At 69.3% G+C, this 21,000-nt stretch carries 18 protein-coding genes; 11 read left to right on the forward strand and 7 right to left on the reverse strand.

The features are described from left to right. The first annotated feature begins 131 nt into the window (after nucleotides 1-131). From D7V80_RS17830 to D7V80_RS17845, 4 genes are all read left to right on the forward strand, one after another. Complete coding sequence (locus D7V80_RS17830; protein WP_120589308.1) at nucleotides 132-3,329, forward strand: TonB-dependent receptor; 3,198 nt, start codon at nucleotides 132-134, stop codon at nucleotides 3,327-3,329. Between the two features lie 30 nt (nucleotides 3,330-3,359). Beyond that, complete coding sequence (locus D7V80_RS17835) at nucleotides 3,360-4,166, forward strand: hypothetical protein (RefSeq protein WP_120589309.1); 807 nt, start codon at nucleotides 3,360-3,362, stop codon at nucleotides 4,164-4,166. 115 nt (nucleotides 4,167-4,281) lie between these two features. Further along, the gene (locus D7V80_RS17840) at nucleotides 4,282-5,826 is read left to right on the forward strand and encodes a radical SAM protein (protein WP_120589310.1); all 1,545 of its coding nucleotides are present in this window, start codon (nucleotides 4,282-4,284) and stop codon (nucleotides 5,824-5,826) included. A 99-nt stretch (nucleotides 5,827-5,925) separates the two neighbouring features. Further along, nucleotides 5,926-6,864: a hypothetical protein gene (locus D7V80_RS17845; protein WP_199738719.1), complete on the forward strand. Its 939-nt coding sequence runs from the start codon at nucleotides 5,926-5,928 to the stop codon at nucleotides 6,862-6,864. 11 nt (nucleotides 6,865-6,875) lie between these two features. Here D7V80_RS17845 and D7V80_RS17850 read toward each other — a convergent pair whose 3' ends face one another. Both D7V80_RS17850 and D7V80_RS17855 read right to left on the reverse strand, forming a co-directional pair. Continuing rightward, nucleotides 6,876-7,490, reverse strand: coding sequence for a hypothetical protein (locus D7V80_RS17850; protein ID WP_233585453.1), 615 nt, complete (start codon nucleotides 7,488-7,490; stop codon nucleotides 6,876-6,878). Between the two features lie 26 nt (nucleotides 7,491-7,516). Further along, entirely contained in the window at nucleotides 7,517-8,092 is a 576-nt protein-coding gene (locus D7V80_RS17855; protein ID WP_014394206.1) for a DUF4920 domain-containing protein, read from the reverse strand. An 89-nt stretch (nucleotides 8,093-8,181) separates the two neighbouring features. Here D7V80_RS17855 and D7V80_RS17860 point away from each other — a divergent pair, with 89 nt between their 5' ends. Together D7V80_RS17860 and plsY are read left to right on the forward strand one after the other, a co-directional pair. Next, nucleotides 8,182-8,613 carry a DUF2752 domain-containing protein gene (locus D7V80_RS17860; RefSeq protein ID WP_014394207.1) on the forward strand — a complete coding sequence of 144 codons (432 nt, stop codon included), beginning with the start codon at nucleotides 8,182-8,184 and terminating at the stop codon, nucleotides 8,611-8,613. A 23-nt stretch (nucleotides 8,614-8,636) separates the two neighbouring features. Beyond that, the gene (gene plsY / locus D7V80_RS17865; RefSeq protein WP_120589312.1) at nucleotides 8,637-9,215 is read left to right on the forward strand and encodes a glycerol-3-phosphate 1-O-acyltransferase PlsY; all 579 of its coding nucleotides are present in this window, start codon (nucleotides 8,637-8,639) and stop codon (nucleotides 9,213-9,215) included. Here the strand turns inward: plsY and D7V80_RS17870 are convergent. The 3 genes from D7V80_RS17870 to D7V80_RS17880 form a co-directional block, all read right to left on the reverse strand. Continuing rightward, complete coding sequence (locus tag D7V80_RS17870) at nucleotides 9,141-10,370, reverse strand: class I SAM-dependent RNA methyltransferase (RefSeq protein ID WP_120589313.1); 1,230 nt, start codon at nucleotides 10,368-10,370, stop codon at nucleotides 9,141-9,143. The two genes, plsY and D7V80_RS17870, sit on opposite strands and share 75 nt — an antisense overlap. A gap of 42 nt (nucleotides 10,371-10,412) precedes the next feature. Further along, a complete protein-coding gene (locus D7V80_RS17875) occupies nucleotides 10,413-10,697 on the reverse strand; it encodes an antibiotic biosynthesis monooxygenase (protein WP_120589314.1) in 285 nt (94 codons plus the stop codon). A gap of 96 nt (nucleotides 10,698-10,793) precedes the next feature. Then, the gene (locus D7V80_RS17880; RefSeq protein WP_199738722.1) at nucleotides 10,794-13,874 is read right to left on the reverse strand and encodes a DNA translocase FtsK 4TM domain-containing protein; all 3,081 of its coding nucleotides are present in this window, start codon (nucleotides 13,872-13,874) and stop codon (nucleotides 10,794-10,796) included. Nucleotides 13,875-14,076: 202 nt separating this feature from the next. Between D7V80_RS17880 and D7V80_RS17885 the strand changes: the two genes are divergently transcribed. The 4 genes from D7V80_RS17885 to gatB are packed head-to-tail and all read left to right on the forward strand — an operon-like array spanning nucleotide 14,077 to nucleotide 17,682. Further along, complete coding sequence (locus tag D7V80_RS17885) at nucleotides 14,077-14,424, forward strand: zf-TFIIB domain-containing protein (RefSeq protein WP_120589315.1); 348 nt, start codon at nucleotides 14,077-14,079, stop codon at nucleotides 14,422-14,424. 27 nt (nucleotides 14,425-14,451) lie between these two features. Further along, on the forward strand, nucleotides 14,452-14,739 hold the full coding sequence (gatC, locus tag D7V80_RS17890; protein WP_014394213.1) for an Asp-tRNA(Asn)/Glu-tRNA(Gln) amidotransferase subunit GatC: 288 nt from the start codon (nucleotides 14,452-14,454) through the stop codon (nucleotides 14,737-14,739). Nucleotides 14,740-14,745: 6 nt separating this feature from the next. Then, a complete protein-coding gene (gatA, locus tag D7V80_RS17895) occupies nucleotides 14,746-16,209 on the forward strand; it encodes an Asp-tRNA(Asn)/Glu-tRNA(Gln) amidotransferase subunit GatA (RefSeq protein ID WP_120589316.1) in 1,464 nt (487 codons plus the stop codon). A gap of 27 nt (nucleotides 16,210-16,236) precedes the next feature. Next, nucleotides 16,237-17,682, forward strand: coding sequence for an Asp-tRNA(Asn)/Glu-tRNA(Gln) amidotransferase subunit GatB (gatB, locus tag D7V80_RS17900; RefSeq protein WP_120589317.1), 1,446 nt, complete (start codon nucleotides 16,237-16,239; stop codon nucleotides 17,680-17,682). Here gatB and D7V80_RS17905 read toward each other — a convergent pair. Next, entirely contained in the window at nucleotides 17,679-18,716 is a 1,038-nt protein-coding gene (locus D7V80_RS17905; RefSeq protein ID WP_120589318.1) for a carbon-nitrogen hydrolase family protein, read from the reverse strand. The two genes, gatB and D7V80_RS17905, sit on opposite strands and share 4 nt — an antisense overlap. 109 nt (nucleotides 18,717-18,825) lie before the next feature. On the opposite strand from D7V80_RS17905, the gene D7V80_RS17910 reads away from it, so the two are divergent. Beyond that, nucleotides 18,826-19,773 (forward strand): hypothetical protein, encoded by a 948-nt coding sequence (locus D7V80_RS17910; RefSeq protein WP_147447130.1) that lies wholly within the window; start codon nucleotides 18,826-18,828, stop codon nucleotides 19,771-19,773. On the opposite strand, the gene D7V80_RS17915 is transcribed toward D7V80_RS17910, so the two are convergent. After that, complete coding sequence (locus D7V80_RS17915) at nucleotides 19,766-20,728, reverse strand: isopenicillin N synthase family oxygenase (protein ID WP_120589320.1); 963 nt, start codon at nucleotides 20,726-20,728, stop codon at nucleotides 19,766-19,768. The genes D7V80_RS17910 and D7V80_RS17915 overlap by 8 nt on opposite strands. Nucleotides 20,729-21,000: the final 272 nt, after the last annotated feature.

A 21,000-nucleotide genomic window follows, 5' to 3' on the forward strand; every position in this document is an offset into this window, starting at 1 on the left:
GTCTGGCGCCGCTGCGTGATCGCGCCAATGCCCCACTGGTCACCAAAAAGCAACGGTCTATTGACAACTGCTTGACCTCGGATATTTTCCCAAGTCATTTTCGGTTGCAGCCCACCTTGGAGGGGTTAGGTATGCAAGTGAAACAAGTACTTCGGGAAACCGGAGTCGTCCTTGCTGCAGGTCTGTTGTACGGATCCGCAGCTTTCGCGCAGTCCAGCGTCATCATCGGCACTGTCATCAATACTGAGGACAAGAAGCCGGCAGCTGATGTCGTTGTGACCGCCACCTCGCCCAACCTGCAGGGCGAGCAGACCGTGGTTACCGACGCACAGGGTAACTACCGTATTCCCCAGCTCCCGCCGGGCACGTATACGTTGCGGTTCGAAAAGGAGTCGTTCAAGCCTTTCGCCCGCCCTGAAATCCAGCTGCTGCTCAACCGCACCATCCGCGTGAACGTGGAGCTGCTCCCTGAGAGCTTCTCGTCGACGGAGACCATCGTTGGCGCCCCGCCGACGATCGACGTGGGTTCGACGAACCAGGGCGTCAACGTTGATCAGGAGTTCATCAAGCGCATCGCGGTGGCCCGTCCGGTCGGCAAGGGTGGCGCGACGCGCTCCTTCGAGTCCCTGGCCGAGCTCGCCCCTGGCGCCCAGTCCGACCAGTACGGCGTGTCCATCAACGGCACGACCTCGCCTGAGAACGGCTACGTGGTGGACGGTCTGTCCACGAACGACCCGGCCTTCGGCGTGAACGCCAGCCCGCTCAGCATCGAGTTCGTGCAGGACGTGAACATCATCACCGGCGGTTACATGCCGGAGTTCGGTCGCTCCACGGGCGGTGTGATCAACGCGGTGACCCGGTCCGGTTCCAACGAGTTCCACGGCTCCGTGTTCGCCAACTGGACGCCGGGCGCCCTGGAAGGCAATCGCAAGCTGGTCATCGAGGACGGCACCACGATCACCGGCCTGAACGCCCTGAGCAACCTGGGCGACTTCGGCGCCACCCTCGGCGGTCCCATCCTCAAGGACAAGCTCTGGTTCTTCGCCGGCTTCGCGCCGTCGTTCCAGCGCTACGAGCACACCCGCGCCCTCAACGCCTTCACGCTGGATGACGACGGCGCGGTGGCGAAGGATGCGAACGGCTTCAGCGTCGTCCAGGAGATCCCGGGTTCCCAGCGGAAGTACTTCGCTGACTCCCGCACGATCCAGTTCATGGGCAAGCTGACGTACCTCATCAACCAGGACCACAACGTGTCGTTCGCCCTGAACGGCACCCCGACCGTGTCGGGTGGTCTGGGCAAGCTGCGGATCGACCCCCGTTCGGGCGGTCTGCCCGCGGCGCAGAACTCGCGCCCCGAGGACATCGGCCAGACTGAGACGCGCGCCAACACCACGGCGCTCGCCCTCAAGTACGCCGGCGCCTTCATGGACAAGAAGATCCTGGTCGACGCCAACCTCGGTTGGTTCCACCAGACCGCGGGCACGCCCCCGGCGGACGGCAGCGCCATCGGCTCGACGGAAGGCCTGGCGGGCTACTCGCTGGCCATGTACACGCGCCGTCGCGCGATCACCACGTTCGAGAACGTCCCCAACGCCGCGGAGTACTGCGGCACGGACCCGGCGGAGCAGGCCGTGCGCTGCCCGACGACGAACTACTACGTGGGCGGCCCCGGCTTCATGTCCGAGGCGACCCTGGATCGCTACCAGATCAACGCCAAGGCCACCTACCTGCTGAACGCCCTGGGCACGCACGTGTTCAAGGCGGGCGTGGACACGGAGTTCCTGACCTTCGATCAGAAGAAGGCCTACTCCGGTAGCGTGTTCCTGCAGGAGGCCGGTTCGGCCAGCGACGTGCGGCTCAACGGCGTGACCCGTCGCATCTGGACGGACAACCGCCGCTACGGCTACCAGACGGCCCCGGACACCCCGGTGTTCGAGACCCTGCAGGCGTCCTCCACGAGCGGCACCACCATCGGTGGTTTCCTCCAGGACAGCTGGTCCATCGCCAACCGCGTCACCCTGAACCTGGGCGTGCGCTACGACGTGCAGAACATGTACGGCGGCAACGACCAGCTGGCGCTGAAGCTGGCCAATCAGTGGTCGCCCCGCATCGGCGCCGTGGTGGATCCGTTCGCCAACGGCCGCGCGAAGCTGTTCGTGAACTTCGCCCGTTACTACGAGCAGGTTCCGCTCAACATGATGGACCGCGCCTTCCCGGGTGAGCGCCGCTTCAGTGCGCGTCGCTACCTGACGGAGCCGGGGTCGGATGTTCCTGGCTGCGATCCGTCCACGCTGGAAGGCCAGCGCGGCAACTGCTCGGACCGCCAGTACATCGTGCCGCGCGCCGAGTCGACGCTGAACTCCAACCAGTACTTCAGCGGCGGTCTGGTGCAGAGCGAGCCGGTCGATCCGGACATCGAGCCCCAGTCCTCCGACGAAATCGTGGTCGGCGGCGAGTACGAGCTCCTGGCGAACACCCGCCTGGGCGCGACGTACACGCACCGCGACATGAACAAGGTCATCGAGGACATGAGCCGCGATGACGGCAACACGTACTTCCTCGGTAACCCTGGCAGCGGCTTCGCCAAGGAGTTCCCGACGCCGGTGCGTGACTACGACGCGGTCACCGTCTACCTGAACCGCACGTTCACGGACGGCTGGCTGGCGCAGGCGAGCTACACGTGGTCCCGCCTGTACGGCAACTACCCCGGTCTGTTCCGTCCGGAGAACAACCAGCTCGACCCGAACATCCTCGCGGACTTCGACCTGGTGGTCCTCCTGAACAACCGCTCGGGTCTGCTGCCCTTCGACCGTACGCACGCCATCAAGGTGTTCGGCGCCAAGGAGTTCAACATCTCCAACGCGCTGTCGGCGAGCATCGGTCTGTCCTACCGCGGCAACTCCGGTACGCCCATCAGCTACCTCGGCGCGTACCCGGGCTACGGCCAGGATGAGACGTTCATCCTGCCGCGCGGCAGCGGCGGTCGCACCCCGTGGATCAACAGCGTTGACTCCAACGTGGGCGTGAACTACCGCGTGAGCAAGGACAGCGTGGTGTCCTTCACCCTGGACGTGTTCAACCTCTTCAACTTCCAGGGCGTGGACAGCGTCGACGAGTCCTACACCTTCGAGCAGGTGCTCCCGGTGTACGACGCGAAGACGAACACCCCGGGTAGCGTGTCGGACCTGCCCACGGCGGACAGCGCGGGTAACGTCCCGGCGGCGGCGGGTGGCAAGCTGGCCTACGAAGACGTGAACCAGAACTACAAGAACCCGGACCGCTACCAGGCCCCGCGGCAGATCCGCTTCGGTGTCCGGTACACGTTCTAATCACCTGACCACGTGAGGAAGATCAGCATCATGCGCAAGAGCATTCTTTCATCGCTGGTGATGGTGGCGGCCGCGGGCAGCCTGACTGCTTGCGACGTCGAGCAGCCGGATCCGGGATGCATCGTCCAGGACGCGAGCTTCGCGAACTGGTGGGCGAAGTACGACGTGGTGAGCCCGCCGACCGGTACCAAGACGGACGGCAGCGCTTGCGGCGCGACCGAGGCGCTCGAGGTGGGTGACAACCTGGGCGTGTGGAAGTTCTCGGACCCGAAGTCGGGGAGCAACATCCTCGTGGTTCGGCCGCAGTACATGGCCCGGTTGGGCGCGGCGGATGCGAACAATGCGTTCGACAGCCTCCAGGTCACCGGTGACCTGAGCGCTGGAACCACGGACGACTTCTGCCTGGCTCCGTCGTTCAACACGGCGACCGTGAACCCCACGGTGACCGGGGTGACCTCGTCGGTCGCCTACACGCTGGCGAACGTGAAGGTGTACTCGTCGCCCAGCTCTCCGGGCACCCAGATGACGGGTGAGGTCACGTTCACGCGGGATGGCTGCACCTCCACGTACGTCATGCGTGCGGTGTGGCCGGCGACTGTCTGCGATCCCCGCGAGGACCAGACGGATCCGGAGCTGGGCTACGCCAACTGCGGCGAGGGCTCCGGCATCAACCCGGACTTCGCCGTGGAGTGCGAGGCGGTTCCTCGTCGCTTCTTCACCTGCGCGTTCTGCACGGATGATGAGTACGAGTACTACCTGGAGAACGGCACGCCCCCGGCCAGCTACACCACCGAGGGTAAGTGCATCCCGTCGAACAAGATCCCGTCGTTCAAGTAATCGGCACTGACCGACCTTGAAGGCCAACGCGGCCCCGGCAGCCCCTCCCCCACGCGGGAGTGGCGGTCCGGGGCCGCGCTGTTGTTAGGTGTCTGGAATCCACGTCGGGAGGACCATGGAGGGCCGTTACGAACTCATCGAGCACGTCTGCTCACTGCTGGCGGACGAAGCCGGGACGCTCCGCAAGGAGGCGCCCTACCGGGTCGCGCTCTGCTACCCGAGCCCCTACCACGTGGGCATGAGCTCGCTGGGTTACCAGGCCATCTACCGGGAGGTGCATGCGCACGCGGGCGCGACCGCCGAGCGTGTCTTCCTTCCCGATGATGTCGAGACATACAAGAGAACACGGACGCCATTGTTTACCTGGGAATCCCAGGCACCCGTGTCTAGCTTTGAAATGCTTGCCTTTTCGGTTGCCTATGAATTGGAGCTTTCAGGCTTATTCACGATGTTGGAGTTGTCTGGTTTGCCGGTTCTTTCATCAGAACGGGATGCCAGGCATCCGCTGGTGGTGGCGGGCGGCCCGCTGACGTTCTCCAACCCGGATCCGCTGGAGCCCTTCGTGGACGTGCTCGTCCAGGGGGAGGCGGAGGATCTGATCCACGTGCTGCTGGAGGCCGCGGCCTCCATGGAGCGCGAGGCGCTGCTGGACCACCTGGCGAAGGTCCCCGGCTTCCGGGTGCCCGGGCGGGGTGGAGCGCGCTACCACGTGGCGAAGGCGACGGACGCCCGGCTGCCGGCGCGCACGCAGATCATCACGCCCCACACGGAGCTCCGGTCGATGTTCCTCATCGAGCCGGAGCGGGGCTGCTCCCGTGGCTGCCACTACTGCGTCATGCGCCGCACCACGAACGGCGGCATGCGCACGGTGCCACCGGAGCGCATCCTGTCGCTCATCCCGGAACATGCGAAGCGCGTGGGCCTGGTTGGCGCGGCGGTGACGGACCACCCGCGCATCGTGGAACTCCTGCGCACCATCGTGGACTCCGGGCGCGAGGTGGGCGTGTCCTCGCTGCGGGCGGACCGGCTCACGCAGGAACTGGTGGATCAGCTCCGGCGGGGCGGGGCGACGAACCTCACGGTGGCCGCGGACGGGGCGTCCCAGAAGATGCGGGACCTGGTGGACCGCAAGCACTCCGAGGAGCAGATCGTCCGAGCGGCCCGGTTCGCTCGCACGGCGGGCATGAAGCAGCTCAAGGTCTACAACGTGGTGGGCCTGCCCCATGAGGAGGACGCGGACATCGACGAGCTGATCCGCTTCACCACGGAGCTGTCGCGCATCCTGCCGGTGGCGCTGGGGGTCGCGCCCTTCGTGGCCAAGCGCAACACGCCGCTGGACGGGGCGCCCTTCGCGGGCCTGCGGGAAGTGGAGAACAAGCTGGAGCGGCTGCGCAAGGGGCTGCGGGGGAGGGCGGAGGTGCGGCCTACGTCCGCGCGCTGGGCCTGGGTGGAGTACATGCTGGCCCAGTGCGGTCCGGAGGCGGGGCTCGCGGCGATGGACGCCTGGCGCGCGGGGGGCAGCTTCGCCGCGTGGAAGCGGGCCTTCCAGGAGCGCGGGTGCGAGCCGTACATGGCCCGCCGGGTGGAGGACGGGCGGCGCCAGCCCACGGTGTGGCCCATCGTGCCGGGCCGCCCGCCGCCCCAGCCGTCCGCCGCCTGACGGGGCCCGCAAAGGCCGTATTCGCCGGGCTCCGCTTTCGCTAGAAGACGGCAAAGCGGGGCCGATGGCCGGCACTCGCATGGCCTCGGAGAGCATCTGGTGAGCACGCAGCGCGTGGAAAAGTCGTGGCAGAAGACGGGCCTCAAGGACTACTCGACGGAGGCCCTGTTGGGCACGCTGGGGCACTACGGCATCCCGGTGGGTGAAGAGGACTACCGCAAGCTGGCGGAGTCCGCCTATCCGCTCGGCATCGCCCAGCAGTGGGCGGCGAAGTGGAAGGGCACCGGCCCCTTCAAGGACTACGTCGTGGCCGCGGCCGTGGAGCTGTGGCGCCGGTGGATGCCGGACCGCGTGTCCCCGCAGGAGTTCACCACGTCCCTGGCGACGTTGATGCAGGTGCTCGTGCACAAGCTCAACGGCGCGAAGGAGGCCCCGGTGGCCTCCTCCTTCGAGCACCTGAAGGCCCTGCGCTCGAAGCTGGCGGTGGATGACAAGGGCGCGCTGCCCCAGCCGTTCCTCCAGGAGGCGCTGGCGCCCTTCTCGGAGAAGGACGCGGAGCTGTTCGACAGCCTGGCGGAGTCGCTGGCCGCGCAGGGGCACCTGGACGACGCCACGGCGTTCGCCGAGGTGGAGGAGTTCCTGCTGCCCGACCGGCGCGGCATCTCCCAGGCGGTGGTGCGCGCCGCGAAGGGTGAGCGCGAGCCCGCCATCCAGGACCTCAAGAACCTCATCCACGACGTGGCGCGCGCGCCCATCTCGCGCCTGCTGGCGGTGGACGGCCTCATCCACCTGCAGGCCTGGATCGACGCGTCCGTCGAGGGCCGCGGCCTGCTGGCGGAGGCGGAGAAGTCCAACGACATCCACCTGGCGCTGGACCTGGTGCCCCGCCTGGAGCACGTCTTCAAGCAGCAGAACGACCGGTCCGCGCTCCTGGAGCTGATGGGCACGCAGGAGCGGCTGGAGGCCCTGCACGACAAGATGCACCCGGGCCACCGGGCGCACCGGCACCAGCACGCGCAGCCGCAGCGCCGCCGCTAGTCGGCCGGGCTTCAGGTCCCCGTGCGCCGGGGGCTCCGGGCTTCCGGGGCCTCGGGCGCTTGGGGTTCGCTGGCCGCGGCGGGCGTCGCGCCTTCTGCGTCCGGCGTGCCGGGCTTCACGCCGGGCTGCCCAGGCGCCGCGCGCTTGAGCTTCACGATGGTGACTCCGGGCACGCCTTCCGACACGTCCCGCACGGGCACCACGGCGCCCACGGTGGTGTAGCGGATGGCGCCCGTCTGCGTGAAGGCGTGCTTGAGGGCGTACTCCTTCGCGCGGGGGAGGAACCACTCGCGCACCCGGGGCAGGGGCAGGGCGTGCAGCTCTCCCTGCGTGAGGAACACGTACAGCATCAGGTCCGCGCCGCTGTAGAGGAAGCAGCCCGGCGTGTCCTTCTCCAGGTTGGAGATGAGTTCGAAGAAGTAGCGGCGGCGGGTGGCCTGGCGGTCGCCCTTCACTTCAATGCCGCGCACCTCTCCGGAGGGCAGCTCCCAGAGCAGGTCCACGCCCCGGTGCTGGAAGCGCGGGTCCAACTGCACGTCGTGCACGCGCGAGCCGGGCTCCGCCTCCAGGAGCCACGCGCGGGCGTGCTGCACGGCCCGGTCGGCCGCGCCCTGCACACCCCGCATGCTGAAACTGCGGCCTCCCATCGCGGCTAGCGGCGCAGCTCGACGCCGGAGGCCACGAGCTGCACCTCGCGGGGCTTGCCGTCGGTGCCGCGCGGGACGATGGCGCCCTCGGCCTCGTAGTGCTTCGCGTGGGCGTCGCTCAGCTCCGCGACCTTCACCACGCCCTCCACGCGCGCCTGCGAACCCGCCGAGTCCAGCGGGACGAAGAAGCCGTAGTCCTTGAACGTCACGCGCACACCGGGGCTCTTGGCGTCCTGGGCCAGCTCCATCCAGCAGCCCTTCTTCTCACATGCCTTGCGCACCTGGCCCTCCACGCGCACGACCTTGCCGTCGTGGGCCTGGGGCTTCGCGAGCAGCTCCGACAGCTTCACCGTCTTCTCGCCCTTGAGGGGCTCGCCGCGGGTGAGCGTCCAGTCGCCAGGGTTCGCGGCCTTGGCGGCCTCGGGCGTCTTCGCGTCGGCGGGGTGGTGGCAGTCGCTCGCCGCGGCTTCGGCCTTGGACGCTTCCGCGGCCTTGGCGGCGGGCTTGGGCGTCTTGTCCGCCGCGAGGGCCACGAGGGGCGCGGCGACCAGCATCACGAGGGCGGTGCGGAGCATGTGCATGCCCGTTCGCTTAGCCCAGGTTTCCGGGGCCCGGCAAGGCACCCCTTCCATCCTCGCGACTTGTCCCGCACACTCGGCGCGAGGTGCGCATGAAGGTCACCATCCCCGCTCCCAACCGCCGGTTGGGCACATTCGAATGGCTCGGGCTCGTCGGGCTCGGGGGGCTGCTCCTGGGGCGCTACGTCCCCGTGGCCCGCATCATCCCGTTCTGGGGCTGTGTGCTGCGCGAGCACACGGGCTGGCCCTGCCTGGGCTGTGGGCTCACCCGCGTGGCGGACCGCGTCGCGCACTTCAACATCCCGGGGGCGTGGGAGGCCAACCCCCTGGGCACCGTGTGCGCGCTCTTGTTCGCGCTGGCCGCGGTGGCGACGGTGCTGCACTTCCTCTTCGCGATGCCCATCCCGGAGGTGGAGCTGGAGGAGCGCGAGTGGCGGTGGATCCGCATCGCGTTCCCGCTGGTGTTGCTGGTCAATTACGCCTACGTCGTGGTGCACACCCGTTTCCCGCACCTGCTGTCCTGAAGGGCGGGACCCTGTCCTCTTCCGTGCTCTCCGCCTTCCTCCTGCTGGGCTACCTCTGCGGCTCCGTCCCCTTCGGCGTGCTGCTGACGCGGTGGCTGCGCGGGGTGGACGTGCGCGCCAGTGGCAGCGGCAACATCGGCGCCACCAACGTCACGCGCGTCGCCGGCAAGAAGCTGGGCGCGGTGGTGCTGCTCCTGGACGCGCTCAAGGCCGTGCTGCCCGTGGCGCTGGCCGTGCACTACCTACCCGGCGACGCGAAGGCGCACGCGCTGGTGGGCCTGGCCGCGGTGCTGGGGCACGTGTACCCGGTGTGGCTCAAGCTCCAGGGCGGCAAGGGCGTGGCGTCCGCGCTGGGCGTGTTGGTGGTGCTGGTGCCCAAGGCGGCGCTCGCGGGGGCCATCATCTACGGGCTGGTGGTGGCCCGGTGGCGCGTGAGCTCCGTGGGCTCGCTGTCCGCCGCGGTGGTCGCCATCGCCACCGCGTTCTTCACCGCGCCCTCCCGCGAGTACGTGCTGCTCACCGCGGGGCTATTCGTCCTGATGCTCTGGACGCACCGGAGCAACCTCCTGCGACTCGCCCGGCGCACCGAGCACCGGCTTTGAGCCGGGAGGCAGCGGCGGGGCGCGGTAGCCCAGGAGCGTGCAGGGGATGGGGCCGTTCCACACGTCGCGCCGGGCCATGGGGCGCGCGTGGAAGGCGCTCTCGAAGGCAGGGTTGCCGGACAGCACCCAGACGCGCCAGCCCGGCAGCGCGCGCAAGCTGTCACCCAGCTTGAAGTAGAAGGTCTTCATGCCCTTCTGGCCGCCGGAGCCGAGCCGGTCGCCATAGGGCGGGTTGGTGAGGACGAGCCCGCCGCCCTCGGGCAGGGGCGGGAGCTTCGTCGCGTCGCCTTCCGCGAGCTGGATTTCCTCACCCAGGCGCGCCGCCTTCACGTTGCGGTCCGCGGCCTCCAGGGCCTCGTCGCTCTTGTCGAAGCCGAGGATGGGGACCTCCACCTTGCGCTCGTTGCGCCGCGCGTCCGCGCGCAGGTCCGCGAGCAGCTCCTTCGCGCGCGCGCCCAGGTGCGGCCAGCGCTCCACCGCGAAGCCCCGGTTGATGCCCGGGGCCCGCTTGCGCGCGATGAGGCCGCCTTCGATGACGATGGTGCCCGAGCCGCACATGGGGTCCACCAGCGCCTCCGTGCCGGTGTAGCCCGCGGCGCGCAGGAGGGCCGCGGCCAGGTTCTCCTTCAGGGGCGCCGGGGTGGGGCGCACGCGGTAGCCGCGCCGGTGCAGCGGGTCGCCGCACAGGTCCAGGGAGAGGGACAGCTTCTCCTTCACCAGGTGCGCCACCACGGACACGTCCGGGTTGCGCGTGTCCACGTCCGGCCGCGAGCCCAGCTTCTCTCGCAGGCGGTCCACGATGGCGTCCTTCACCTTCAGCGCCACGAAGCCGGAGTGCGCGTGCTCGGTGTCCTTCAGGTTCGCGTCCACGGCGAACGTCACGTTCGTCGTGAGGTGCTCCTCCCACGGCACGCTGGCCACCGCGTCGTAGAGCCCCTGGGCACCATGCGCTTCGAACTCGCCCAGTGGATAGAGCACGCGCATGCCAATGCGGGACCAGAGGCAGACGTTGAGGGCCTCGTCGAGCGAGGCCATGAAGCGCACGCCGCCCCGGTCCTGGCGGATGCGTTTGGCGCCGAGCTCCTTCAGCTCCTCGGCGAGCAGGTCCTCGGTGCCGCGCGCGGCGGTGGCGAATAGGGCAAGACGTTCAGCCATGGTGCACCGCCCTTAGACGACCCGGGGGCGATTGGGAACTGCTCAGGTGGCCACGACCTCGTACATCGTAAAGGTTGCGTCCTCCTGGGCCGCGCTGGCCCCCTTCGCCCGCTGGAAGTCCTCCGACTGGAAGTAGGCCTTCATGGCGTCCCGGTCCTTCCAGCGCGTGACGAGCAGGATTTCAGGCGAGCGCTCGAACGAACGCAGCACCTCCAGGCCCAGGAAGCCCGGGTGGCCGTCCACGCGCCGCGAGCGCTCCTGGAGCCGGTGGACCCAGCCGTCGGCCTCTTCGGGGGAGGCGCGGAAGCGGGAGATGGCGACGATCATTCGGCCGTCCGGAGGAAAGAGAGCGGGGGCGCCCGGAAGCTCTTTCCGTGGCGCCCCCGAGGGAAAACCGCTGGAGAACGGAGGTCCGTTCCCGGGCTACATCGCCCCGGCGCCGGGCATGTCGCCCAGGCCGCGCAGCAGCACCTCGCGGGGCTTGGCGCCGTCCGCGGGGCCCACCACGCCGTCGCGCTCCATGCGCTCAATCATTCGCGCCGCGCGGTTGTAGCCGATGCGCATCTTGCGCTGGAGCATGGAGATGGAGACGGAGCGCATCTCGCTGACCGCCGCGAGCGCCTGGTCGTAGAGCTCGTCGGACAGCTCGTCCTCCTCGCCACCGCCGCCCTCGCCCTCGTCGTCGCGCGGCTTGAGGATGGACTCGTCGAAGACGGGCTTGCCCTGGGCCTTGAGGTGGTCCACCGCCTTCTTGATTTCCTGCTCGGAGACGTAGGCGCCGTGCACGCGCTGCAGGTGGGCGCTCGTGGGCGGCATGATGAGCATGTCGCCCATGCCCAGCAGGGCCTCCGCGCCCACCGTGCCCAGAATCGTCATCGAGTCCGGCTTCGAGCGCAGCATGAAGCTGATGCGCGTGGGGAAGTTGGCCTTGATGATGCCCGTGACGACGTCCGTGGACGGACGCTGGGTCGCGACCATCAGGTGGATGCCGGCCGCGCGCGCCATCTGCGCGAGGCGGGCCACGTAGGTCTCCACCTCGCGGCTGGCGACCATCATCAGGTCCGCGAGCTCGTCGATGATGACCACGATGTAGGGCAGCTTCTTGAGCTCCTTCTTCTCCGTGGAGGCGGCCTCCGCCGGCGTGGACTCCTCGCCGTCCTCCTCGAACTCCGCGTCCTCCTCGCCGTCGGCCTCCAGGGCAGGGGAGGCCGTGGGCTCGGAGACGATGGCCTCACGCAGGTCCTCGTCGTCCTCGCGCGGCATGGCCACGCCCAGCCCGTCGCTGGCGGAAGCGGGAGCCACCGTCTCGGCGCTGCCCTCCACGACCAGCACCTTCTTGGGCTTCTTCTTCTTCGCGGCGGGCGCGGCGACGGCGGGCTTCTCCTCGGAGGCCTGCGTCTCCACCAGCTTGTTGAAGCCGGCGATGTTGCGCACGCCGGCCTCGGACAGCATCTGGTAGCGGCGCTCCATCTCCTCCACCGCCCAGCGCAGCGCGAGCGCGGCCTTCTTCGGGTCGGTGACGACGGGGAGCAGCAGGTGCGGGATGCCCTCGTAGACGGAGAGCTCCAGCATCTTCGGGTCCACCATGATGAAGCGGACCTCCTCGGGCGTGGCCTTGAGGAGGATGCTCATGATCATCGAGTTCACCGCCACGGACTTGCCGGAGCCGGTGGTGCCCGCGATGAGCAGGTGGGGGGCCTTCACCAGGTCGAAGACGTACGGCATGCCTTCGATGTCCTTGCCCACGCACATGGTGAGCTTGCTGCCGCTCTTCTGGAACGTGTCCTGCTCCGCGATCTCCTTGAGGAACACCGTCTCGCGGTCGCGGTTGGGGACCTCGATGCCGACCACGCCCTTGCCGGGGATGGGGGCCACGATGCGCACGCGCATGGCCTCCATGGCCATGGCCAGGTCGTCCTGGAGCGCGGCGATCTTGCTGACCTTGATGCCGGGCCCGGGCAGGAACTCGTACATGGTGACGACGGGGCCGGGGCGGATCTCCACCACCTCACCCACGATGCCGAAGTCCGCCAGCTTCGCGCGCAGCTTCTCCGCCGTGACGAGGAACGCGTCCTTGTCCAGCGCGGAGCGCTCCTTCTTGTCCGCCTCCAGCACGTCCAGCGGCGGCAGGGAGAAGCTCTTGCGGTCACCCACGAACTCGAACTGGTCCTGCGGCCGCTTCATGGCGGTGGGCTTGGGCGGCGCCTTGGGCTCCACGATGAGCGGCATGCGCGCCAGCGCGGAGGGCGGCGCGGGGATGAGGGCGTTGCCCGGCGCGGCGGCGGCCGGCTTCTCCGCGGCCAGGGGCTTCGCGGCGGGCTCGGCGGCCGGAGGCGTGAGCGACGCGGCGGGCACCGGCGGCGTGGACGGAGCGGACGGAGGGGTGACGATCTGCGGCGTCTTGCGCGCGCGGCGGGGCGGCTCGTCCGCGTTGGCGGGCAGCTGCGGCTGGGGCGCGAGGAAGGACGCGGCCCAGGCGGGGTCGGCGCCCGGGGAGCGGCGCTCGGCGCGCTCGGACGGCAGCGAGGGCTGCTCGTCGGAGGCGTCGTCGTTCTCGTCCTCGGACGGCTCCTCGCGGGCGAGCTTCTTCTCCAGCTTCTCGCGGTCCTTCTGCTCCTTGAGCGCCTTCTTCGCGTTGGCGAGCTGCTCCTTCTCGTTCTGCCGGGCCAGGCGCACGGCCTCCTCGGCCAGGGCTTCGGCCTCGGCGGCCTCGGCCTCGGCGGCCAGGCGCTCGGCCTCGGACAGCTCCTCCTCCTCGGCCTCCAGCTCCGCGAGGAACGCGGCCTCCTCTTCCTTCTCCTGCGCGAGCCGCTCCTGGCGGGCCGCGTAGTTGACCTTCTGCTGCTCCCAGAAGACGTGCGCGTTCTCGGAGATGCGGCGGCCCAGGACGGTGAGGCCGGCCCACACCAGCGAGCACAGCTTGAAGAACGTGTACTGGGTGCCCACGATGAGCGCCGCCGCGCTGATGGCGGTGACGAGGATGATGGTGCCGACGGTGGAGAACATCCCCTCCATCAGGCCGCCCAGGCTCGCGCCCAGCGCGCCGCCGGGCGGGTGGGCCCAGCCCTTGTCCTTGGCGAACATGAGCTGCGCGAGCACGGACACGCTGCAGGTGAGCAGCGCCAGGGAGATGATCTGCGGCATGCGGCGCCGCTCGCGGTTGCCCACGAAGAGCACCACGGCGGTGTAGATGCCACCCGCGGGGATGAGGTAGGCGCACACGCCCAGCGCGCCGCGCAGGGTCTCCGCGATGAGGTGGCCCATGGGGCCGACCGCGTTGTGGAAGCCGGGCCCCACCCGGTCATGCGCGTCGAACGTGGCGACCGCCAGCAAGGCGAGCAACGAGGCGGCCAGGATGAAGACGCCCACGAGCGCCCGCTTGGCGGGACTGGCCGCGCCCGGGGCCTTCATCTTCTTGTTGTTGAGCGCCTTGCGGCGCGTCGCGATCTCCTGCCGGGAGAGCACCGCCTTCTCCCCCCGGCCACCCTTCTTTGCCGCTGTCATGGACCCCTGTTCCCTCTGCCCGATTCCAGCCGCGTAGCGAGCTGTAGCAATCCGCCCGGCGAGAATAGGGAGGGAGGGGGCGGGGTCAATTTTCCGGCAGGCGTCCAGGGGGGCCCCGAGGAGGCGGAAGCAGGGCCTACATTTCGGGCGCGTCCCCGCGGCGAGAGGGTATGGTGCCTGCCGCCAAGGAGAACCCAAGACCATGTCCGACCTGAGCCCCGACAAGCCCTCCCACAACGAAGACGACTACTTCGCGCGCGAGGAGATTGAAGCCAAGCGCAAGCTGGCCCTCCAGCAGTCCCAGGAGATGGCCGCCCAGCAGCGCGAGTCGCTCAAGCAGCTGCACTACATGAAGTGCCCCAAGTGCGGCATGGACCTGCAGACGCTGAAGCAGGGCAACGTGGAGCTGGACAGCTGCTTCAACTGCCACGGCGTCTGGCTGGACGCGGGTGAGCTGGAGCAGCTGGTCAAGCAGCACGGCCACGAGGGCAGTCAGAGGGTGATGGGCTCCATCCTCAACCTCTTCAAGCGCACGCCGCCGTCCCCGTAGCACCGCCAGTCCGGAGGAGGCTTCCCCATGGCCCTCACGCTCGAGCAGGTCCGGCACGTGGCCACCCTGGCGCGGCTGTCGCTGACGCCGCAGGAGGAGGAGCGCTACGCCACCCAGTTGTCCGCGGTCCTGGACGCGGTGGCGGAGCTGGAAGCGCTCGACGTGAGCCAGGTGGAGCCCACCTCCCACGCGACGCTCGCGTCCTCGCTGTTGCGCGAGGACGTGCTGCGTCCGTCACTGCCCCCGGAAGCAGGGCTCGCCAACGCGCCGGCGAAGGTGGGCAGCGCCTTCGCGGTCCCGAAGATTCTGGAGTAGCCCGCCATGTCGTCGCTGACCGACCTGTCGATGCTGGAGCTGGCGGCGAAGCTGGCTTCGCGCGAGGTGTCCTCCGTGGACGCCACGCGCGCGAGCCTCCAGCGCATCGCCCAGGTGGACCCGAAGGTGCGCGCCTTCCTGCGCGTGGACGAGGCCGGGGCGCTGAAGTCCGCCGAGGCCAGTGACTCGCGCCGCAAGGCGGGCAGCCCGCTGAGCGTGCTGGACGGCGTGCCCGTGGGCCTCAAGGACATCTTCCTCACGCAAGGGGTGGAGACCACCTGCGCCTCGCGCGTCCTGGAGGGCTTCGTCCCCCCCTACGACGCCACCGTGGTGCGCCTGCTGAAGGAGGCGGGCCTGCCGCTGTTGGGCAAGCTGAACATGGACGAGTTCGCCATGGGCTCGTCCAACGAGTCGAGCGCGTACTTCCCCACCCACAACCCGTGGGACCTGACGCGCACGCCGGGCGGCTCGTCCGGTGGCTCGGCGGCGGCGGTGGCCGCGCGCGAGGTGTTCGGCGCGCTGGGCACCGACACGGGCGGCTCCATCCGCCAGCCCGCGGCGCTCACCAACACCGTGGGGCTCAAGCCCACGTACGGCAGGGTGTCGCGCTACGGCGTCATCGCCTTCGCCTCGTCGTTGGATCAGCCGGGCCCCATGGCGCGCACGGTGGGGGACACCGCGGCGCTCTTCCAGCTCATCGCGCGGCATGATCCGCTCGACTCCACCTCCGCGGACGTGGAGACGCCGGACTGCCTCACGGGGCTGGAGGACGGCGTGCGGGGCCTCAAGCTGGGCGTGCCTCGCGAGTACTTCGCGGAGGGCATGGACCCGGAGGTGGCGGGCACGCTGCGCGCGTCGCTGGAAGAGCTGGAGAAGCTGGGCGCGACGCTGGTGGACGTGTCCCTGCCGCACACGAAGTACGCGCTGGCGACGTACTACCTGCTGGCCTCTTCGGAAGCGTCCAGCAACCTGGCCCGCTACGACGGCATCCGCTACGGGCAGCGGGCGAAGGACGCGCGCGGGCTCAAGGAGCTGTACACGCAGACGCGTGGGCAGGGCTTCGGCGCGGAGGTGAAGCGCCGCATCATGCTGGGCACCTACGCGCTGTCCGCCGGCTACTACGACGCGTACTACCTGCGCGCGCAGAAGGTCCGCACGCTCATCCGCGAGGACTTCACGAAGGTGTTCCAGCAGGTGGACGCCATCGTGTCGCCCACGTCGCCGGTGCCGGCGTTCAAGCTGGGCGCGAAGGTGGACGACCCGCTGTCCATGTACCTGATGGACGTCTACACGCTGCCGTGCAACCTGGCGGGCCTGCCCGGTCTGTCCGTGCCGTGCGGCTTCACTCAAGGCGGGCTGCCCATCGGCATGCAGCTCTTGGGGCGCCCCTTCGACGAGGCCCGCCTGCTCCGCATCGCCCGCGCGTTCGAGCGCGAGCACGACTTCTTCCGCCGCGCCGCCCCCGTCTAGCGGGCGCGGCACAAGGGTGACACCGCCATGCCCCTGAGCGACTTCCAGACGGTCATCGGCCTCGAGGTCCACGCGCAGCTGCTCACGCAGTCCAAGATCTTCTGCGGCTGCTCCACTGCCTTCGGCGCCGAGCCAAATCACCACACCTGCCCGGTGTGTCTGGGCATGCCGGGCGTGCTGCCGGTGCTCAACCAGCGCGTGGTGGAGTACGCGGTGCGCACGGGCCTCGCGCTCGGGTGCACGGTGAAGCCCACGAGCGTGTGGAGCCGGAAGAACTACTTCTATCCGGACCTGCCCAAGGGCTATCAAATCACCCAGTACGACCAGCCCATCTGCGAGTGGGGCGAGCTGGTCATCGACACGCCCTCCGGGGAGAAGACGGTGCGCGTGCGCCGCATCCACCTGGAAGAGGACGCGGGCAAGAGCGTGCATGACGCGTCCGCGTCCGCGGGGCAGAGCCTGGTGGACCTGAACCGCGCGGGCGTGCCGCTGATGGAAATTGTCAGCGAGCCGGACCTGCGCGATGCCGACGAAGCGGTGGAGTACCTCAAGGCGCTGCGTGACGTGCTGGTGTACCTGGGCGTCAACGACGGCAACCTGGAGGAGGGCAGCTTCCGCTGCGACGCCAACGTGTCGGTGATGCCCAAGGGCTCCACCACGTACGGGCAGCGGTGTGAGCTGAAGAACCTCAACTCGTTCCGCTTCCTCAAGCAGGCCATCGAGTACGAGGCCGCGCGGCAGGTGGACGTCATCGAGTCCGGCGGCAAGGTGGACCAGGAGACGCGCCTCTGGGACGTGAACAAGGGCATCACCCGGTCCATGCGCTCCAAGGAGGACGCGCACGACTACCGCTACTTCCCGGAGCCGGACCTGCCGCCGCTGCTGGTGTCGGACGCGCTGCGGGACTCGCAGCGGCAGTCGCTGCCGGAGCTGCCGCGCGCCAGGCGCACGCGCTTCATGGGCGAGTACGGCCTGCCGGCCTACGACGCGCGCATCCTCACCGCCGAGCGCCCGCTTGCGGACTTCTTCGAGGCGTGCGCGAAGCACGTGTCCGACGCGAAGAAGCTCTCCAACTGGTTCCTGGGTGAGCTGAGCCGCCTGCTCAAGGAGGAGGGCACGCCCATCTCCGCGCTGCGCTTCACTCCGGCGCAGCTGGGTGAGCTGCTCGCCACGGTGGAGAAGGGCACGGTGTCCGCGAACGCGGCGAAGGACGTGCTCGGGGAGATGTTCCGCACGGGCCGCCCGCCCGCGGACATCATCGCGGAGAAGGGGCTCGCGCAGGTCAGCGACGTGGGCGCCGTCGAGGCGGTGGTGGACGACATCCTCGCGAAGAACGCGGGCGAGGTGGAGAAGTACAAGGCCGGCAAGAAGAGCGTGTACGGCTTCTTCGTGGGCCAGGTGATGAAGGCCATGAAGGGCAAGGGCAACCCCGGCCTCGTCAACGAGCTGCTCAAGAAGAAGCTGGGCGATTAACGGGGCACCGTGACGTGGAGCACGTCCTCGCCGCGCGGATCCGCGGCCTGGGCGAGCACGTGCACGTCGTCCGGCCCCCGGCGCTCCAGGATGAGCGAGGGCGCCTCGAAGGTGTTGTCGAAGAAGCCTCCGGTGAGCTGCGGGTTCACCGCGTAGCGCACGCGCTTCAGGGTGCGCAGCTGCGTGTAGAGGCCCTCGTTGAACCACTGCTCGCGGCGCAGCTGCGTCTCGCCGGGCGCGTTGAAGGCCCAGGGCGCGTCCCAGCTCCAGGCGTTGGCGGAGGGCTGCGCGAGCACCTCCACGCCCAGCGCGTCCAGGTACTGCGCGCAGGGCACGAAATAGGGTTCGCCGGACGTATGGGGTTCGCGGAAGCCGTCGTAGCAGACGAGCGTCCCCAGCTTCCCGAACGGCGTGTCCAGCACGGGCAGGTCCTCCGGGCGGCCCGGGCTCAGGTGCAGCACGTCCTCCTGCGTGGGCACCAGGTTCACCTTGCGCGTGACGCCCACGCAGCGTCCGTCCGGTGAGAACGTGTAGCTGGTGTTGAAGGTGCGCGCGCCCGCGGGCTCGTACTCGGGGGTGTCCGGGCCCAGGCGGTTCGTGGGCAAGAGCGCGCTGCCGGCCACCACCCACAGGCCGAAGTCGCGCGCGATGCCGGAGAAGGTCTCGTACATGGCGCGGTGCACGCGCGGCGCCACCGTGGCGTAGAGGCACTCCTCCAGCGTCGGCGGATGGAAGGCGCTCCACGTGCGGAGCATGCCCCGCCACTCCGCGAGCGCCACGCGCGTCATCGCGCCGTTCGTCGTCTTGCGGCGGCGCACGCGCGACAGGTGCCCCATCAGTCCCAGCGCCGCGCCCACCATCTCCGGCCAGACGGCGAGCGCGGGGTTCAACGGCCGGCCAGAGGCGTCCCGGGGGCGCAGCGCGTCCACGCGGGCGGCGAGCGCCCGGTGGTGCGAGGCGAACGTCTCCTGCGAGGCATAGTCATCGAGCGTGACACGCGGCTGGATGGCGAACAGGTCGAGGGAGGTGCTCACGGTGCCGCGAGGATGGCAGCCACCCCCATGCCGCGCGAGCCTCGCGGCGATGGACCGTCAGGTTCCGGGAGTGCCACCGTCGAGGCCGTGCCCGGAGGCCGTGATGCGCATGAAGAGGACACTCCACGTCGAAGTGCACCCGTTCGTCGACGCGGCGGAGGCGCTCGCGGGACGGAACGTGAAGGCCCTGGGCGTGGCACCCGACAACACCGTGTGGTGGCTCGCGGACGCGGGAGGTGAGGGTGACGAGGTCCTCCACTTCGCGGACGGTTGGGACACCTGGGAGCGCTTCACGCTGCCTCGCGGTGCCCCGGACTTCCACTACGTCCAGCCGCTTCCCGATGGCGAGGTGCTGCTGGTGAACGGGCGCAGCCGTTACCGCTCGGAGACGGGATACGAGCGCAACGCCCACGTCTACTCGCCGGAAGGCACGTTGCTGCGGGAGCTGACCCTGGGAGACGGCATCGAGGACGTGCAGACGACGTCCGATGGACAGGTCTGGGTCAGCTACTTCGACGAAGGCGTGATCGGCGCCCTGGGCAGGGGGGGCGACACTTCAGGGCCTTCAGGGCGAGCCCTGGGCGCCGAGGGCCTGGAGCGCTTCGATGCGCTGGGGCAGCGGCAGGAGAGCGGTGTGTCGATGGCGCTTGGCCTGGGGCAGTACATCCTGGACTGCTACGCACTCAACGTCGCTTCGGAGCGGGAGACCTGGTTTTACAGCTACTCGGACTTCCCGCTCGTGCGCATGAGGCCCGGACAGCCCTCCACGGTCTGGTCCTCCCCGGTGCATGGCGCGCGCGCCATCGCCGTCAACGACACCCACGTGCTGTTCGGCGGGAGTTACGACGACAAGCCGCTGCTCCAGCTCTACCGGCTGGACTACCGGGGCGAGCAGCGCCTGGCTCCGCTGACCCGTGTCGTCCTCACGGACGAGACGGGCCGGGCGTGGCAGCCCTCGTGGCTCAAGGGCCGGGGCCCCTGGCTCCATGGCGCGGAAGGGACTCGCCACTTCCGCGTCCACATGGATGAGCTGCTCGCCCGCGCGGGGGCTACTTGAGGAAGCCCAGTTCGCGCAGACGCTGCTTGAGGAACGCGTCCGCGGTGATGGGCGGGTGGCGCGCGGGGTTGTCCGGCGTCTCCGTCTGCGGCAGCGGCTTCAGGATGCAGTCGGAGAACGGGTGCACGAAGAAGGGCATCGAGTAGCGCACGGTGTCCTGCTCCGTGCTGGGCGGGTTCACCACCCGGTGCGTCGTGGACGGGATGACGCCGTTCATCACCCGGCTGAGCATGTCGCCCGAGTCCACGACAATCTGGCCGCGCAGCGTGTCCACCGGAATCCACTCGCCGTCGCGCGTGAGCAGCTCCAGGCCGCCGGCCGTGCCCTCGCACAGGAGCGTGATGAAGTTGATGTCCTCGTGCTCCGCGGCGCGCACCGCGCCCGGGATGAAGCGGTCCTTCAGCGGCGGGTAGTGGATGAGCCGCAGCACGGAGTTGCCGTCCACCGTCATGTCGCTGAACGTGTTGCGCGCGATGCCCAGGTAGTCCGCCAACGCCTGGAGCATCACCGTCGCCGCGTCGTCCAGCTCCCGGTAGAGCGTCAGCGTGTGCTCACGGAAGGTGGGCACCTCCTCCGGCCAGACGTTGGGGCCGTAGTCGTCGCGGTACGGGTGGCCCACGGGCAGCTCGCGGCCCACGTGCCAGAACTCCTTCAGGTCCCCCACCTTGCGGTTCTTCGCGTGCTCCTGGCCAAACGCCATGAAGCCCCGCTGCCCCGGACGCTCCGGCACCGCGTAGCGTGTCTTGGTGGACTCCGGCAGCTGGAAGAAGCGCTCCACGTCCGCGTACGTGCGGCGGATGAGCGCGTCCTCGACGCCGTGGCCCTCCACGGTCACGAAGCCGAACTCCTTGAGCGCGTCGCCAAACACCTGGACGAAGCGGGCCCGCTCCTCGGAAGTGCCGGAGCGGTAGTGGGACAGGTTCACGGTGGGGATGCGTCGGGCCGAGCGGGACATGCGCGCATCCTATCCGCGTGACACCTTCCTGACACGCCGCAGTCCTCCGCCCAACCGTCACCCCGGCCCATGGGCGGGGTGCCCTCCTCACTTTGCGACACCCACCCTTGGCGGCAGTGGATGCCGGGCTTCCGGGATGTACAGATTGGGCAGGGAATAGGCCAGGGGGGCGCGGTATGGCCGAAGTCGCGAGGAACGAGCGCACGTGCACAGCGTGCGGGCGGGGACATGGCGAGGGGACGTCGTGCGACACGCTCGTCCGGGAGGCGGGG

It is taken from the genome of Corallococcus sp. CA054B (assembly GCF_003611625.1).
Lineage (GTDB): Bacteria > Myxococcota > Myxococcia > Myxococcales > Myxococcaceae > Corallococcus > Corallococcus coralloides.